The organism is Photobacterium kishitanii (assembly GCF_003026355.1).
Lineage (GTDB): Bacteria > Pseudomonadota > Gammaproteobacteria > Enterobacterales > Vibrionaceae > Photobacterium > Photobacterium kishitanii.
On the sequence record NZ_PYON01000012.1, the window covers coordinates 114,724 to 132,055 of the forward strand.

Genomic DNA, 17,332 nt, shown 5'->3' on the forward strand with positions numbered 1-17,332 from the left:
TATTTATCGCAATGAGAACTTGAAAATACCACTCACCAATTAGCGCTAACCATACAAGTTAATATCATCAATAATTTAATGACTATTGAGGGATCAGATGAGTTAGCCGAATAGCAACTCATTGTTAAACAGTTTATTGAACACAAACGCTACGCGGCAGAGTAAATAAACCATTAAGCTACCGTTAATATTCCTTATAATGGAGTATTAACGATGAACAACAACAACGTTCAAATTAGCTAGTTTGATCATTCAATGCCAGTTTAATACGTTGCTTCGTACGGTAGTTTGGAATCGAAATAAATTGATTCTGAATCGGTTGAGCTCGTGAATTATCGTAACCGTAAATATCATGACGCATCTCTAACTGACCACTGGGTGTTACCCAAGCCGTTAAGTAAGCCACATCAAGATTAACACGCATATTCAAGCCAATCTCACGGTGCTTGTTGGTATTAATCATATCGTCAACCGAAGGCAAGTTCGGCATATTTTGATAAGACAAAATCATTGTTGCCAACTGACGTGGTTTTTGAACACGCATACAACCAGAACTAAAATCTCGGTGATAATGTTTAAACAATGGATACTCTGATTGCGCTTCATCGTGCAAATACACAGAGAACGAGTCAGGCATTAAGAACGCTACACGCCCTAAAGCGTTTTCAGGACCTGTATCTTGGCGAAATTCGTGTGTAAATGTCTGCGGATCCACCGTTGCCCAATCAATTGATTCTGGCGGCACAACAGAGCGATCTGTCCAGCTGTTAATGACATCAATACGGCTATTCTTTAAAAAATTAGGATTGGCTTTGGCCGCTGGAATAATGTTCTTAACTTTAATTGTTTCAGGTACATACCAATAAGGGTTAATCACAACCGTATTGATGTATGACTGGAATAAATTGGTTGGGCGTTTTGGCATCCCATCAATAATTTTCGACTCAAATACGGGCTTTTTATTATCATATAACGTCATTTTGAAATCAGGAATGTTGACAATAATTTGTGGGCCATTTCCCTGCAATTGTGAAAAACGCTCACGTTGTAAGTTCAATGCCGTAATACGTGCCAAACTAGAATAAGGGCGGATTAATTGACTCACAACATCAGGCCCAATAATGCCGTCCATCTTCAAACCATAGTCGCCTTGAAAGGCCTTAATCGCTTGATTCATCACTCCGGTATTGGTAATCGTTGCTTGGGCAGTAATTTGTTGATATTGAGGCTGAGTTAAATAGCCCAAATTCCAAAGCACTGTCGCCACTTTACCACCATAAAGTATGGTATCCCCGAACGGAACAATCTCATCAAAGTGAACGTTACTCGAATCAAGTGGGTTAGCCGGCAAGTTTAATAGGCGGTTAATAACATCCATTGTTGGAACAAACAGCGAAGAAGGAATAAGAGAATGGATCTTTTGAACCGTTAATGGGAAATAACTCTGCGCCATTTTCAATGTCAATGGCGTCAATTTCACTGGCTGTGAATTGTATAATGGTCGAGGATCTAGCATTAATTGATGCACATAATCCACGTAAACCAAATACGTATCCGTTAATAAAAGATCAAATCCACGCTCATCCGGCAATGCCTCTAATTTCTTCAACTCTTTTAGACGCTGCTTCATACCGGGTAGTGTATTGGAATCCGCCAGCGCTTGTAATTGCGGCATAATCGCATTGACAAGCGCTAGATTTAACCAATATGGCATGAAGTTATTTTTGGCATACAGCGTATTCAAAATGCCACCGTTGCACACTTTTACCGTTGAGTTCGAGCACAAAGACGCTGTGCTATTAACCGTAACGCCATCTAATACATGCCAATCCAGATCACTACTCGCCCCATTCTCGGTAGCCAAGGCAGAACCACTGGCCAACAATGCAGATATAGTCATTACCGAACCAATTAATGTACTTATTTTTTTACGATTACATCTCATCCAACGTTCCTTTACTAAAAAACATGCTTTTTAGAATTAAAATCATTCATCAAAAAAATAACAACGACTTAAATAATAACTAATAGACGTAATTTATGTTAAAAAGAGATAGATGGAAAATCTTAATTTCGGAATATTAAATTTTGAGGTGAATTTTTTTCAATTTCTATTAATGAAAAATAAAACAAATATTTAACCTTAAATGAAACCATTTAGTTAAATTTAAAATTTAGTCTTGAAAGTTTTGACGCAATAAAAGTGATGATTTATTTATTTCGTTAAAAACAATGTTTCATTGCAGTGAGAATTAAACGTTATTAAATAAATAGTTAGTGAGTCATAAAAACAAACGTCAATTAGTTGACCTCTGTTTGCTCATTTCCCATTGATAGCTCTTTTTTCTATCCTTGTCCTCTGATAAAAGTACGCTGATTTTGCTGTGATATCTAAGCGGAATGCCCACATAACACGTTTACTACTATGCAGATTAAGCCCAACACCTAACTTGCTTTAATATTACAAAATTGAGCTAATCTTATCTCTTAGCCACTTGTTTGCAGGATTATTATCGTTGCGCTTATGCCACATCATAAAATGTTTAAAAGGCTTTGATGCCAATGGTAGCGGCATAATTTGCAAGTTAAATAGCTTAGCGTACTTCTCAGCTAATAATGCACTCACCATTGCTATAGAGTCACTCTCAGAGACCAACGCCAACATTGATAAGGCTGATGCCGCCTCACATGTTATCTCTTTCGGCATCAGGTTCTCATCGGTGAAGTAATTCATTTCCAGTAAATCTATTCGCCGCTGTTGAACCGAGCATCTAATCTCAGTGTCCAACTGCTCTCGAGTAAGTGTGTTTTGAATTTTTGGATGCCCCTTACGACACACCACAACGACGTCATCATCAATAAATGGTGCATAGGAAAAAGCGGAATTAGATCGTACACCCACATCAATTGCTAGATCGGCTTTCTGTAAGCTGAGTTGGTGCAATAATTCTTCTTCACTATTGGGTGTCATATGTAATTGAATGGTGCAATTACCTAATGTTGTATCGGCTTCAATTTTAGATCTTACTATATGCATAATAATTTCATTAACATAAATAGTAAAAGCTCGATGTGATTGAATATCAAAACCGGCCACATTCCCTAACGCACTCTCTACTTTAATTAAAGCAGGCTCAATCTCGGCAGCTAATTGTATCGCGGCATGAGTCGGGCTAATTCCTCGTCCTTCTCTTACAAAAAGTGGCGTACCTAACTGAGATTGCAACCGTTTCAGTACACCACTGACCCCTGGTTGCGTTAAGCCTAATGACTCTGATGCCAAAGTGATTGAACGAAGTCGATACACTTCTAAGAAAACCACCAATAAATTCAAATCGAGTTTTGACTTCATTTTCCACCAAATACATAACTAAATATGATGTTTAAACTAAATAATACTTTATATATTCTGATATGTCATTGCCATAGACTACACACATCAACAAGGCATTCAGCTTATAAAATGAATTTTAATACTGTTAAACGTGCAAACAGGTGGATTTAGCTTACGTTAAAAACACGTGTCAGAAGGGTATCTAATGTTAATGACTTATAGGAATTAACAATTGCAGAGCAAACAGTCTAGATATCAATAGAGGTAATAAATATGAAAAAATCACTACAAACAATCGTTATGGCTATTATTTTATCAACGTCTTACAGTGTTGCTGCTGCTGATGGTAACTTTACTGGTAATGTATCTTTAAAAGCACCACAAGCTCATGCTACAAATGCTCAACGCTATGTACAAGATGGTATTGCAGGCGACCATAATTCAAGTATTGTCTTTACTCAGAAAACATCACAGTTAACATTCGCAGAAAAATTAGCATCTGCTAGCGCTAAATAAGTAGCAACCTAATATAAATACTTATTAAGATTATGCTTTGAATTAAGAATAATTTACACCGAGATTTATATCAGCACTGTTACTTTAAAGAAGTGCCTTTGAATACCAAGAACACCATAGAAAAAGCCGCAATTTAAGCGGCTTTTTCTTTAATGCAAATCTTCGGTATATATCAGCGGTAATTCATTTTTGATAAATAGAGTCCCCGTGAGTTCATTGCCACCAAGCTGTTCAGATATCACTTCTGAATAGTCACAAGCCTCTTTTTGAGCACATTCAAGAAGATCTGACGTACCTGACAGTATTGAGTATCGCATCATCCCCCCTAACTCTTTGCTACCATGCGCGCCATAGAAGTAATAAGAATCATTAAAGTCTACTTGCATCTTATTTATTGTCTGAATATATGGGGCGTAGTTATGTTTTCCAATAACAATTAATGGCCCATTGTAAAGCGTGTCACCCGTAAATATTATTTTATTACCTTCATCAACAACAAGTACACTATCGTCTGTGTGGCCTTTTACCTGTGTGATTTTAACTACTCGATTTCCCAGATCTATATTCTTACCTAAATCCAGCCATTCGTTAACAATCGCTTTTTCTGGATATGTACCAAACGCTAACTCTTGAGGGGTGAAGATGTATGTTTTATCATCAACCGCTCTTTCTCTGATTTTTTCAATATTAGCAAAAGCAATATGATCAAATTCATCAATACTCGCGTTATGATCAAAATGAAAGTGGGTCAGTAATAACGTTACTGGTTTATCGGTCAATTGATTGACTATATTACTAATTCTTTGCTTACAATGAGAACGATTTTCACCAGAGCCAGTATCAAGCATTAACGCCCTTTGATTACCTATAATTAAATAACTAATATTATACTGGCTGCTTTTAGGTTCTTCTATCATATAGGTGTTATCAGCAATATAACTGACCTTAAACCAATCTCCAGAAGCGGATTGGGCCTTTGATTCGCTAGCCAATAACGATGTTGAAAACGTCATCATGACGATTGACGAGGTTAATGAGTTAATGAGTCTTTTTTTCTTTGCTCTAACCATCTAAATTACTCTAAGTATAATTGAACGAAAAAATAGATTTAATTTTCATGAATTATTATTAGATCCTCTGTTATCATCAATATAGAACCTATATAGAAACAAGATAGATGTATAAGATCGATTGGACGTTAGAACAATTAGAAATATTTGTAGCCGCAGTAGAACAAGGTTCTTTTTCTGCCGCAGGAAGAAAACTTAGTATCGCACAATCTAAAGTAAGTAATTCAGTAGCAGATTTAGAATTAATACTTGGTTTACAACTTTTTAGTAGAGCGAAGAAAACGCCAACACCTACCCCTGAAGGCAATAAATTTTATGATAATGCGAAGTCAATTCTCATAAAATGTGAACGTATCAATACAGATATGATTAACATATCAATGGGGATGGAAAACGCTTTAACTATAGCCATAGAAGATGGATTGCCTTTCGGAAAGATCGATCTCATTTTCAAAGAAATAGCAGCGAAATTTCCGTCGCTATCGTTAACGATAATAAATGCACCTCACAAGGAAATAATTCAAGGAATTATCAATAGAAATATAGAGTTAGCTATAACATTAAGTCCGTCCGTATTCTCTGAATTTATTGAACAACGTCATTTAGATCACGTTCAACAAATACTAATTACATCTAAAAATCATCCAATTGCCCAGTTACACTCTCCCTCTACACGTGATTTAAGTGAGTATAGAGAAATTAAATTAATAACAGATATGGATGAGAATAAATATTCTCCATCTTGCTGGTATTTAACTAACTATTTTAATGTCGCAGGTGTGGTTTCATTAGGGATCGGCTGGGCACTGGTTCCTGAAACTGTTTTTAATTGGACAGTTAATGAGAATGATGGTTTAGTCAGCATTAAAAAAAATAACTATAAAACAACGTTACCTCTCGAAATGAAACTACTTAAACGTGTAGATCACATTGATGGCCCTGTAATGCGTTGGCTATATGAGAAATTTGACGCTGTTTTCGGAGGGAGGGACTTAAACTAATACCAACCACAATGAATCACTGCCATCTATAGATTACAAGTTAACCATTCAGTTAAAAGCATGTCTAAATAGACTTATTATTTTAAAAAATGAGAGCTAGGCTACAAAATCTCACGGCTAATCGTTGTCTAATCCCACCCAATAAAATTAATTGAATAATCAGACGATTGTATAGCTAACGAAGATATATATGAACAATATAACCACAGTACCAGCACAAGTAACAACAACGTTAACAATGCCCTTACTTCTTGCTCAAGTAAACGCTGAACTTAGCCTACATCAACTCGACTTAATCACAATAAAAGGCTCATATTCGCAGTTTTTTGATTATTTTAATTCTAAATTGGCTCCATCAATTAATAGCTGGATTGATGCTGTTAATTGCGATCATGCAGTCCAATCTAATATTAATAGCCATTATGGACATTTAGCTTTTTCACATTACCTGGCACGTCAATATGACCCTCTTCGCTGGTCAGCAGACGTTGCGGTTATGACCCGTGGCTTCATCAATATCACAGATACAAAACTATCGTTTAACTCGATTAATATTCATCATATTTACGATTATCTGGTAACTGAGCTAATTGATATCGATGATATGAAACACCAATTTAGTCATTTACTTATCACTGATAATATTAATTATTTATATCGTAATACACCACCGTGCATACATAGATATGCTGTTGATAATAATGAGCTTATCGAAAAAAACGTTCAGCAAAATATATCAATGTTGTTTAAGTTATATCTAAAAACAATCGCAACCGCGACCCAAGCAATAGTACTCAATAAATAATTACAGCGATGAATCACCACATCATTCCCACAGCACATAGCTTATGAATGATGTGGCTATAACAGCCTTAAAGTAACTGTCTAAGTTTATGTTCCACTAATGGATCGTTTGGAACAAGTTGCTGTGCCATCTCTAACAATTGAATTGCATCTTGCGGATAATCATCTTGATGTTTAATCGCAATATCGATGAGAGGTTGTACATCAATTTGGGCCTGATGCTCTTGCACATGCGCTTCTTTTTCATCGATAAGAATATTATGCGCAGTACTCAATAAACCTAAACGATGATCTGAGTAAGCATTCGCTTTATTAAGACTTTGATAATAATCTTCTTTAAAACGTAATGTCTTAGTCTGCTGACGAAACTGAGCAATATCAATTTTCTGATAGCGGATAAAATCCACAGCGACCTGCTTGTAAAAGCCAAATTTATTAAGGTAAGTAGCATGTGTACCATGCCCCATACCAAATACACGTAAATGAGTCAGTTCGGGATAACGTTTAGCATGTAAACGATCAATATTATTCGTCGGATCATAAATGATATAGCCTTTAGCTTTACCTAAATTGAGATCATGATAATCACCTTCCCAATCAAATTGCTGAGCTAGTGCAGTACTCGATCTATCATCCCACGGAGCAATAGATTTATTCTTAGTGCTTACAGGATGAAATAATAATACTTGATCAAGTTGCAGTAGGTTCGCAAAGGCACCAACGGCAAAACCACCACGGCTTAAACCATAGCCTAATCGATAATTAAAGGGCTCAAGCAGCGTTGTTAGTTGTTCAAGAAAGAATATTAAGTTACGACTACGAAACCAATTACTTTTGCCTAAATGTTGAAAAGAAATAACATTTACTTGTTGTTTTCGAGCTAAATGATAGCCCCATGGTGCGAAATCATCATCAAGATCTTGCTCCTGAACATTTGTACCTGCGGGAGAAAAAGTAAACAATAGCGGTTTATTTACATCAACAAACTCATACTTAACAAATACATCATCAAGTAAGTCCCCTCCAGACATCGGTAGTTGTGCTTGTTGCTGCGAACGCGAGTGCGTTAACCACTCATCTAACCAATACAATAATTTCATTTAGCCCACCTTTAAAAACAACGGCGGAATTGTAACAAAGATAATCACTAAACGAAAATTTAGTTAGAACACTAATTATTAAAACAGCTTAGCTTCAACAATAAAGTGTCGTTACATTATCCCTTCAACCCTCATTACTATTAATAGTCTTAATACAAAAAACTATAATCTAAAACTATACTGTATGAGGTGATTACCTAAATGCTATTCGATTGAAAAGATCAGTCATGTAGGAGGTTATTATGGCTATTTCAACAAGACTAAATGAATATTTACAGCAAAATCATATTGATTATCAAAAGGTTTATCATTACCACACTGAAGATTCCCTTGGTAATGCGGCAACATCCGGTATTCCACCGAAAATGGTCGCTAAAGCAGTTTTACTCTTAGATCATGAAGGCCGTAAAGTTATGGCAGTGTTAGCCGCTGACAAAAAGATAAATTTAGCGGTTCTTAATCATGAATTTAATGCTGAATATCATCTTCTTGATGAAAAAGAAGTTTATCGTCTATTCTCTGATTGTGAAAAAGGCGCAATTCCACCGATTGGTAGCGCATATAATATAGCGGTAATATACGACCAACAACTTGATGACCTAGATAATATTTATATTGAAGCGGGCGATCATCAAACCTTGTTACGATTAGATCATTACGCTTTTACTGAAATAATGAAGAATGCAAAACATATTCACTTTAGTAAAACAGTTTATCATTGATCTTAAATTCATAGCGCAATAAGAATAAATACCAGACAAACCTACCAATATACTTAGGTAACATAAGTATATTGGTCCTAAAACGGTAAATTCGCTATTTATCTGTAATACAACAAAAATACATTGACCTTCCCCATAGTGGAAGCTTTATGTTATTGCTTTCAATACCACATTTCGGAATCATCATGAAAAAATTATCTTTAGCTATTCTTTTATCGACGTTACTTTCTACCACAGCCTTCGCAAGTGACAACGTCATCGACCATAGTAATCATATGCCAACGAAAGCAACAACCAATCTAGAGGCATCAAAAACAATGATGGATGACTCTATGACGGCAATGTCTGGTATGCATTCTTTAAAGTTAACAGGTGATCCAGATTTAGATTTTATCGCTGGTATGCTACCGCACCATGAAGGTGCAATAGTGATGAGTGAATCGATTCTACCAACATTAACAGACCCAGCAGTTCATCAATTAGCCATTGATATTGTTAAATCACAACAACAAGAAGTGATTTATATGAAGAATTGGTTAGCATCACATAAAGAACTACCACAAGATAAACGTGACATAGCTAACTCAGAAGAAATGATGACTAAGTCGATGAAAATAATGCACAACATGATGGAAGTTAAACTAACTGGCAACCCTAATATTGATTTTATGGCGGGTATGCTACCTCACCATGAAGCCGCAGTAGAAATGGCCGAAGTCATCATGCCTTACTTAAAAGATCAATCGACTAAAACCTTTGCTAAAAACATTATCAAAGCGCAACTCAAAGAAATTACGTTCATGAAAATGTGGCTAAAAGAACATGCGCCAGCAGCACAAAAAGTAACTCCAACTAAAGATATGACATCAAGCCACAATCACCATTAGTCATAACTTCCAGCTTTTATACGAAAATCCGACTTACTTTAAGTCGGATTTATCAGTTAATGCTATTTCCCAACAAACAAACCAATTATATGGCGCAATCATCAATAATATAAAAGTAAATCTAATTACTGATGACCATATCATCTACTCTGAAGATAAATTAACACTTAATTAAAGTCGCAATAATGCAGTGCAAGACTCACTGCATTCTACATATGAGTTACAACCCACTTTTCATTTAAATAACAATAATGTTAACGCTTAAATTTATCCGCCCACTGTGGCCATAACGCCGCTAAATCCATATGTTGTTCAATAGTATCAGCTATACGATCGATACCTTGTTCTCGAATCTGATCAAAATCAGGCGTTTGAGTTGCTTCTAAACCAGCCCAACCTAAAATTGCATCACACGCCGCTTGTTGCTCAAAAATACCATGCAAGTAAGTTCCAAAAACTTGATTATCACAACCCAATTGACCATCAGGACCATCAGGACCATCAGGACCATCAGTTAATTGTAAAGGTGCATTAGCCGTCACACCTTGAGTGACACCAGCATGAATTTCATAACCTTTAACCATTACAGGCGCTTGATCAGGTAATGTTAGCGTACCCTCTGCTTGTTGAAGGCATTTGTTTTTTTCAATAATAGTAGCGATAGATAAATATCCTAAACCGCGACTAATCCCCGCCTCACCTTCAATAGCATGCGGATCAGCAATGGTTTCACCTAACATCTGATAACCACCACAAATCCCCATCACTTTGCCACCAAAACGCAAATGCCGTTGGATCTGTTTATCCCATCCTTGCTCACATAAAAAAGCTAAATCGCTGCGTACACTTTTCGTCCCCGGAATAATGATTAAATCAGCAGTAGGCAATGGTTGACCCTTACCTATAAACTGTAAATTAACTTGAGGATGCATACGTAGTGGGTCAAAATCAGTATGATTACTAACGCGGGTTAAAACGGGAACTACCACATTTAATTGTTGCTCTGCTGCTTCAACTTGTTGACAATTTATCGCATCTTCAGCTTCTAACATTAGACCATGTAAATATGGCAACACGCCTAACACCGGCTTACCTGTTTTTTGTTCAAGCCATTCTAAACCAGATTCAAGTAACTTAATGTCACCGCGAAACCGATTAATAACAAAACCTTTAACTCGTGCTTGTTCTGACTCAGAGAGTAATGCAAGGGTGCCATAAATGTGTGCAAACACACCACCGCGATCAATATCAGCAATAATAATCACCGGTACATCGGCTTTTTCAGCAAAGCCCATATTAGCGACATCATTTTCTCGTAAATTGATTTCGGCAGGACTACCCGCACCTTCAATAATAATAGTTTGATACTGTTGTTGCAGTAGCGTAAAAGATTCCATAATGGGTGTCATCACCACTTTTTTGTAATTATGGTAACCAACCGCATTCATGTCAGCTAAAGCTTTACCTTGCACTATCACCTGCGCACCAACATCGGTATTTGGCTTAAGTAATACCGGATTCATATGTACACTAGGATCGATACCACATGCTTGAGCTTGAACAGCTTGTGCTCGCCCAATCTCACCACCATCTTTAGTTACTGCACTATTTAATGCCATATTTTGTGATTTAAAAGGAGCAACGTTAATACCTCTGCGTGCCAATACTCGACATAACCCTGCCACCAGTACACTTTTTCCTGCGTCTGAGGTTGTTCCTTGTACCATTAAGGCGCGTACCGTTGGTTGTAATGTATCCATCATTTCCTAATTCCATTTTTATATAAAAGCCATTATCGTTGCAAAGTATCAATGATTATTACCAATAAGTCATAAAAACATACTTGCATAACAACCAATATGATGTATATGATATTGATTATCATTTTTCCTGAATCCCTTTTATGAATTATCTTATTTTCCCGACAATGTTGGTATGGCTTTTACTTGCGATTAGTGTTGGGTGTATCTTAACAAAAACAACTTCCTGGCGAATACCGTTAATACTCACATTAATAGCTGCTGTGGCATTTAATGCTCTCACAATTATTGGTGCCATAATTGTAATCAGTGGTATCGCTATAGCCAGTTTGACTGCACGACAACATACCAAATCGTTAATATATATTGGCCATGCCGCCGTTATCTTGTGGGCAGTAGGATTAATCATTCACATTTATCCTGGCATCAATAATTTATTAGTACTTGATAAGGTTATCAGTGGCCCACTCAGTCGCCCTTTTACACTTTACTTTAATATTGATAAGCCAATGCTTATTTTTGCACTACTAATACTAGTGCCTAATATATTAAGTAATAACGAATATAACTGGCGTGATATTTCACTCTCATTCACTCAAAAGATCATTATTGGTGGTGGTTTAATTACCTTACCGTTATTAGCATGGGCATTACAGCTAGTAAAACCAGAATTAACACTGCCATCATGGTGGTGGATCTTCGCTATTAATAACCTTATCTTCACCTGCGTTGCTGAGGAAGTGCTCTTTCGAGGGTATATTCAAGGGTTTTTATGCAAAAAATTATCAGCGCCGATTGCTATTATCATTGCCAGTATATTATTTGGATTAGTGCACTTTGCCGGTGGCCCACTATTTATCATAATTGCGACACTAGCTGGCGTACTTTATGGTTTAAGCTATTACTGGACGAGGAAGATAACGGTCGCTATCGTGGTTCATTTTGCATTTAACTTACTACATTTAGTCTTTTTCACCTATCCACTACCATTGTAATAATGCAAGATAAAAAGAAGTTTTATCCCTTCTTTGGGTAAGCCACAAGTGATTTAATCGCACCAAAGAAGGGATAAGGAGCAAGATGGAATGTCGAAATTATTGCTCATTGATGTTCTCAACAACCCTAAAATATTACTGAATATTGATGATAGGCTTAGTTATCAAATTATCACCGAAGCTCGTCACCTCTCACTATTAGGCCAGCTAAAAGCACGTTGTGATAGAGCACATATCGAACAAGACCTACCATTACCCATCCAACAGCAGTTACTATCAGGATTCCATAGCTATCAAAAACAACAACAACAATTACTGCTTGAGCACCAACATTTAAATGAACAGTTGCAGGGAGTGATTAGCTCTTGGCGTTATTTACGCGGTAGTGCATTACAGTGGCTCGATAATGATATGTTTGCGGGAAGAATCAAACATAATATCGATATTTATGTTCCACAACAACATGTGGTAAACGTTGAAAAAGCACTACTCAATAATGGCTGGCGTTACAAAAATATTGCTGACTATGAGGAAACCTTTTATCGTCGCTGGGCACAGCAAACTACACCTCTGATTCATAAACAACGGCGTACTGAACTCGCAATTCACTTTCAATTATTACCTAAAACATTAATCAATAAACTCAACCCTATGCCACTGCTACACCATCATTTATCCCCCCCAGCATGTAAACCTGCAACATTATTATCACCCGATGCGATGGTGCTTCACCAAGCGATTATGTTATTTAACCAAATTGATTATCATTATGGCTTACGTGATATTTACAGTTTATATCTGCAATTTGTTTACTTTGGTCAGCAAGCAAATTTTTGGCATAATCTAATTCAACTCCACCAGCAAGTTGGTAATGATAATAGCCTTTATCTTGCCGTAAATTTATGCCACCATTTATTTAACTTACCCGTTCCTGAAAATGTACTACTTTATTTTCAACAGCATAAATTAAGCCGATTATCCTATTGGCTATACCAACAACGTTTTATTGATAGGTTTATTTATCAATTTCCTTTACATCGCAATAAAGGTTATCGAGATGCGGTAAAATCACTTCGGTTTAGAGGTCGTTTAAAACAAATGCCAATTTATTGCATTGTTCCCCATCTTATTAAACGATTAATTATTAATAGTATTCCACATGATGATGAAGAAGTGATTTACTAAAGTGATCCTGACCTACTCCAAGATCACTTTCTACCTATAACACAGTACCTAACATTACTTATCATGCTACTATGCGAAATCATTATCAGGGAAAGGTAATTACGTTGAATAACATGTTGTTTTACAAAACATACCAACATAAACAGAGCAAAGAATGGGTCGTATTTGTGCATGGTGCAGGCGGAAGTTCTGCGATCTGGTTTAAACAAATAAAAGCCTACAAGCAGCATTTTAATTTACTCTTACTGGATCTACGTGGTCATGGTAAATCTAACACCATGTTCCAAGATGTAATCAATAATAACTATAGTTTCAAAATGGTGACTAAAGATATTATTGATGTTCTTAATCACCTCAGCATTCAATCTGCGCATTTTGTAGGTATTTCGTTGGGTACGATCATTATTCGTCATCTCGCTGAACTTGCCCCTGAACGCGTACAAACAATGACCCTTGGTGGCGCAGTTACACGGCTAAACACTCGATCTCAATTGCTGATAAAGCTAGGCAACCTTAGTAAGCATATTTTACCTTATATGTGGCTCTATCGATTATTTGCTTATATCGTCATGCCACAAAAAAGCCAGCGTCAATCACGTCACTTATTTATCCGCGAAGCCAAAAAATTATGCCAACAAGAATTCAAACGTTGGTTTAAACTTGCAACTGATGTCAATCCAATAATGAAATACTTTAAAGAAAAAGAACTCACGATCCCAACACTATATTTAATGGGTGAACATGATTATATGTTTATTAAACCAGTAAAAGATATGATTAAATCTCATAAAAACAGCATATTAACCCAACTATCAAGTTGTGGTCATGTGTGTAACATTGAGCAGCCAGAAGCGTTTAACTACCACTCTATTGAATTTATTCAACAGCACAGCCAAACAACTCGCTAATAGCTATTCGGCTTATAACAATCATAAGCCACAGTGAGGCATTGCACACTCACTGGGCTCAAATTCAAATATAGTCTCTTTTAAGCTGGCAATACTTTACTTAAAAAACGCTGTAATTGCTCAGTCACAAATTGTGGTTGCTCAAGGTTACTAATATGCCCAGCTTCTGGAATAAGCACATATTCGCTACCATCAATCGCATCATGCATTAATTGTGCTTCAAGTGGTGGACGTGGATTATCTTCTAGACCTGACATAATTAGTGTAGGAACCGTTAGCTGTTCAATATCATCAAAAGTATCACGGCGACCAAACACCATTCGTCCAATATCAGACACTGCGACAGCACGATCGCCTTGCAATTCTGCTAAATAATTGCGGAAATCGCTCACAAGTTTAGGGTTATGAATATGGCCTTCACGACGGAAGAATAATGGCGTAATGATGTCGATCAATGGTTGAGGTAGATGTTGTTGATCACGTAATGTATCTAGCATCGCAAAATATTTCGTATGCAATACCTCTGGTTCATAGCCTAAAAATGTATCCATTAACACTAATGCAGTGACTCGAGTTGGTGCTTTTAGGGCTAACTCTGCTCCCCACATACCACCAACGGATAAACCTATAACTGCAAATTGTTCAATGTTCAAATGATCCAATAATGCCAACACATTATCGGCATAATCGCGTAAAGTACGTGTCGCTAAAGGCGCACTATCAGAACCGCCATGAGCCCAAAAATCAGGTACAATACAGCGATAATGTTGGCTTAATACCGCTATTTGCGGTGCCCACATTGCACTATCCCATAAATAGCTATGACCAAAAACAAGCACTGGGCCCGTACCTTGATCACGGTAAGTCATCTGTTGACCATCAATAGCGAATGTTTGCATTGCTCGTATCCTTTCTTGATTAACATTTGAGTTAATATTGATTTGTTATTCATTGTTGTTGATCCGAGTTATCATAACAGTTACGCCATCGATGTAACTCGGTACTTATTACGAATATTAACTAATCCTTGACGATAAAACACCCAAGCACATAACCCTGCTGCAATATTACCTAACATTGCGCCAGTAAAAAGTCCTGGTAAGCCCGCAAAATGTGCCCCAATCCATAACACTGGTAGATAACACACAAATAATCGTAATGCAGAAATTAGCAATGCACGCATCGGTAACCCCATCGCATTACAAATTGACACCATCAGCATACAAATACCTAATGCCCCCAAACTAATAGGCACACGCACTAAGTGAATCATTAAAATATGCTGTACTGATACATCGCTGGTTAATAATTGTGTTAGCGGCTGAGCGCTGACAAATAGCACAGCAGCAATAGCAATCTGCCATACCAATACAAAACGAACTGCGATCATAATCAACGCTTCTATGCTGGCAATATCTTTACGGCCAAGCATTCGCCCAACCATTGGTGGCATCGACATTGTTAACGCCAGCACTACCACTAACGAAAAAAATTCCAATCGCGATCCCAATGCCCACGCAGCAACGGTAGCGGCGCCAAACCCTGCCACCAATTTAGTGGCTAGAATTGCCGAAACTGGCGGTAATAATTGGCTCAACATTGCAGGTGCCATGATATGAATTAATTCTTTAACCGCTTTATAAACGGCAAGTCCACGCCAGTCAAAACTCAACCATTGACGTTTAATCAGTAGCGGGAATACCACTAACATGCCAATACTAAACGAGACTATCGTCGCCCATGCTGCACCATTAATACCCATATTAAAAGTAAACATAAACAGTGGATCTAACCCAATGTTAAGCACACTGGTAATTACCATCATAATACCTGGCAATAACGTATTACCATTAGCACGACAGATGCTGTAGGCAAAATACACCATCGAACCACACCAAGCACTTGCTAACCAAACCGGCCAATAACTATCGATAACTGCAAACACATTTGGTGGTGCGCCAAGTAACCATAACAGCTGATGACGTCCAAACCATATTGCCGCGCACAATGCCATGATCCCCAGATCACCGATAATCACCACCACACCGCCTAATTGGCGTGCACGATGATGATCATTAGTACCTAGTACCCGTGAAATTAATGCTGTCGTCGCAATACCTAAACCAACTTGCAAACCGATAACTAACATTTGCATGGGTAAGGTAAAACCTTGTGCAGCCAGAGGTAGGATCCCAAGCTGCCCAATAAAAGCACTATCTACAAGCTGAAAACTCATCAGCGACATAACCCCAAATAACATCGGCCATGTCATAGAAAACAGTTGATGTGCTAAACCGCGTGATCCTGAGGGAGTGATTGTTTTTACATTCATAATGACAACTTAAATAAAACGTTAGCAGAAAACATCTAGCGTCAAGCCACAACCTTGTACTCAATACCAATAAAAAATCCCCGCCATAGCGAGGATTAAAAAATAACTATGTAGCTTAAATTAACGTATAACTAATTTTACTAAATCCGCAGGGCGATAATAAATAGATTTTAATACTTTGCCTGTGCGAATAAGTTTACCATCAACCTCAACGTCTTGAGCACATTTCGCAATAATATAATCACCTTTAGTACTCGCCATCAATGCTACACCTTGCTGAGCATAAAAAGCTTCAGTTTCATCATATTGCTGCTGACTACGGCATACTTTACTCATGTTGCTTGAATGCACTTCATTCCAACAATCAATAAATGTAAATCCTAGGCGCTCAGACATCTGTAATAAAATATCAATTAAGTAACTGATACCAATATTATCACCGATTTTTTTATCGCCTAAATGAACCAAACGTCCCATCAATACATACACTGAATCAACAATAGCATCCGCTTGTTCTACCAATGAATCAGCTTCAGCAAGCTCTGTCATTTCTTCAACCGCTAATGACGTATGTAACGCATCAGCTTGAGCATCAAGACTAGCAGGATTTTCAATATCTAAATCAAAGGTGGAACGAAACTCTCGAATATCGCTGTAAAGGTGATCGAAAAGGGGTTGGTCTAGCGTAGAAAGCTTCATTCGAATATCCTTGTTTCTG

The 17,332-nt window shown here is 37.2% G+C and carries 16 protein-coding genes; 8 read left to right on the top strand and 8 right to left on the bottom strand.

The annotated features are described in order from the left end of the window. Positions 1 to 235 precede the first annotated feature (235 nt). Positions 236 to 1,945, bottom strand: a complete 1,710-nt coding sequence (locus C0W29_RS14630; RefSeq protein ID WP_045044810.1) for a L,D-transpeptidase family protein — start codon at positions 1,943 to 1,945, stop codon at positions 236 to 238. 516 nt (positions 1,946 to 2,461) lie between these two features. After that, positions 2,462 to 3,352, bottom strand: coding sequence for a LysR family transcriptional regulator (locus C0W29_RS14635; protein ID WP_045044811.1), 891 nt, complete (start codon positions 3,350 to 3,352; stop codon positions 2,462 to 2,464). Positions 3,353 to 3,607: 255 nt separating this feature from the next. Between C0W29_RS14635 and C0W29_RS14640 the strand changes: the two genes are divergently transcribed. Beyond that, positions 3,608 to 3,850: a hypothetical protein gene (locus tag C0W29_RS14640; protein ID WP_036790772.1), complete on the top strand. Its 243-nt coding sequence runs from the start codon at positions 3,608 to 3,610 to the stop codon at positions 3,848 to 3,850. Positions 3,851 to 3,999: 149 nt separating this feature from the next. On the opposite strand, the gene C0W29_RS14645 is transcribed toward C0W29_RS14640, so the two are convergent. Beyond that, entirely contained in the window at positions 4,000 to 4,920 is a 921-nt protein-coding gene (locus C0W29_RS14645; RefSeq protein WP_045044812.1) for an MBL fold metallo-hydrolase, read from the bottom strand. A 107-nt stretch (positions 4,921 to 5,027) separates the two neighbouring features. Between C0W29_RS14645 and C0W29_RS14650 the strand changes: the two genes are divergently transcribed. Together C0W29_RS14650 and C0W29_RS14655 are read left to right on the top strand one after the other, a co-directional pair. After that, positions 5,028 to 5,921, top strand: a complete 894-nt coding sequence (locus tag C0W29_RS14650) for a LysR family transcriptional regulator (RefSeq protein WP_045044813.1) — start codon at positions 5,028 to 5,030, stop codon at positions 5,919 to 5,921. A gap of 190 nt (positions 5,922 to 6,111) precedes the next feature. After that, positions 6,112 to 6,726: a hypothetical protein gene (locus C0W29_RS14655; RefSeq protein WP_045041397.1), complete on the top strand. Its 615-nt coding sequence runs from the start codon at positions 6,112 to 6,114 to the stop codon at positions 6,724 to 6,726. 67 nt (positions 6,727 to 6,793) lie between these two features. On the opposite strand, the gene C0W29_RS14660 is transcribed toward C0W29_RS14655, so the two are convergent. Beyond that, entirely contained in the window at positions 6,794 to 7,825 is a 1,032-nt protein-coding gene (locus C0W29_RS14660; protein WP_045041398.1) for a hypothetical protein, read from the bottom strand. A gap of 242 nt (positions 7,826 to 8,067) precedes the next feature. On the opposite strand from C0W29_RS14660, the gene C0W29_RS14665 reads away from it, so the two are divergent. Then, positions 8,068 to 8,547 carry an aminoacyl-tRNA deacylase gene (locus C0W29_RS14665; protein WP_036790781.1) on the top strand — a complete coding sequence of 160 codons (480 nt, stop codon included), beginning with the start codon at positions 8,068 to 8,070 and terminating at the stop codon, positions 8,545 to 8,547. Between the two features lie 185 nt (positions 8,548 to 8,732). Next, positions 8,733 to 9,434: a DUF305 domain-containing protein gene (locus C0W29_RS14670; RefSeq protein ID WP_052671610.1), complete on the top strand. Its 702-nt coding sequence runs from the start codon at positions 8,733 to 8,735 to the stop codon at positions 9,432 to 9,434. 254 nt (positions 9,435 to 9,688) lie between these two features. Here C0W29_RS14670 and C0W29_RS14675 read toward each other — a convergent pair whose 3' ends face one another. Next, complete coding sequence (locus tag C0W29_RS14675; protein WP_045044863.1) at positions 9,689 to 11,194, bottom strand: cobyric acid synthase; 1,506 nt, start codon at positions 11,192 to 11,194, stop codon at positions 9,689 to 9,691. 143 nt (positions 11,195 to 11,337) lie between these two features. Between C0W29_RS14675 and C0W29_RS14680 the strand changes: the two genes are divergently transcribed. From C0W29_RS14680 to C0W29_RS14690, 3 genes are all read left to right on the top strand, one after another. Then, positions 11,338 to 12,189, top strand: a complete 852-nt coding sequence (locus C0W29_RS14680; protein WP_045041399.1) for a CPBP family intramembrane glutamic endopeptidase — start codon at positions 11,338 to 11,340, stop codon at positions 12,187 to 12,189. Positions 12,190 to 12,279: 90 nt separating this feature from the next. After that, a complete protein-coding gene (locus tag C0W29_RS14685; RefSeq protein WP_045044814.1) occupies positions 12,280 to 13,374 on the top strand; it encodes a nucleotidyltransferase family protein in 1,095 nt (364 codons plus the stop codon). Positions 13,375 to 13,487: 113 nt separating this feature from the next. After that, positions 13,488 to 14,282 carry an alpha/beta fold hydrolase gene (locus tag C0W29_RS14690; protein ID WP_107174066.1) on the top strand — a complete coding sequence of 265 codons (795 nt, stop codon included), beginning with the start codon at positions 13,488 to 13,490 and terminating at the stop codon, positions 14,280 to 14,282. Between the two features lie 80 nt (positions 14,283 to 14,362). On the opposite strand, the gene C0W29_RS14695 is transcribed toward C0W29_RS14690, so the two are convergent. The 3 genes from C0W29_RS14695 to C0W29_RS14705 all read right to left on the bottom strand — a co-directional run bounded on the left by C0W29_RS14695 (position 14,363) and on the right by C0W29_RS14705 (position 17,313). Next, on the bottom strand, positions 14,363 to 15,181 hold the full coding sequence (locus tag C0W29_RS14695; RefSeq protein ID WP_045041402.1) for an alpha/beta fold hydrolase: 819 nt from the start codon (positions 15,179 to 15,181) through the stop codon (positions 14,363 to 14,365). An 80-nt stretch (positions 15,182 to 15,261) separates the two neighbouring features. After that, positions 15,262 to 16,614, bottom strand: coding sequence for an MATE family efflux transporter (locus tag C0W29_RS14700; protein ID WP_045041403.1), 1,353 nt, complete (start codon positions 16,612 to 16,614; stop codon positions 15,262 to 15,264). A gap of 120 nt (positions 16,615 to 16,734) precedes the next feature. Then, positions 16,735 to 17,313, bottom strand: coding sequence for a nucleoside triphosphate pyrophosphohydrolase family protein (locus tag C0W29_RS14705; RefSeq protein ID WP_045041404.1), 579 nt, complete (start codon positions 17,311 to 17,313; stop codon positions 16,735 to 16,737). Positions 17,314 to 17,332 lie beyond the last annotated feature (19 nt).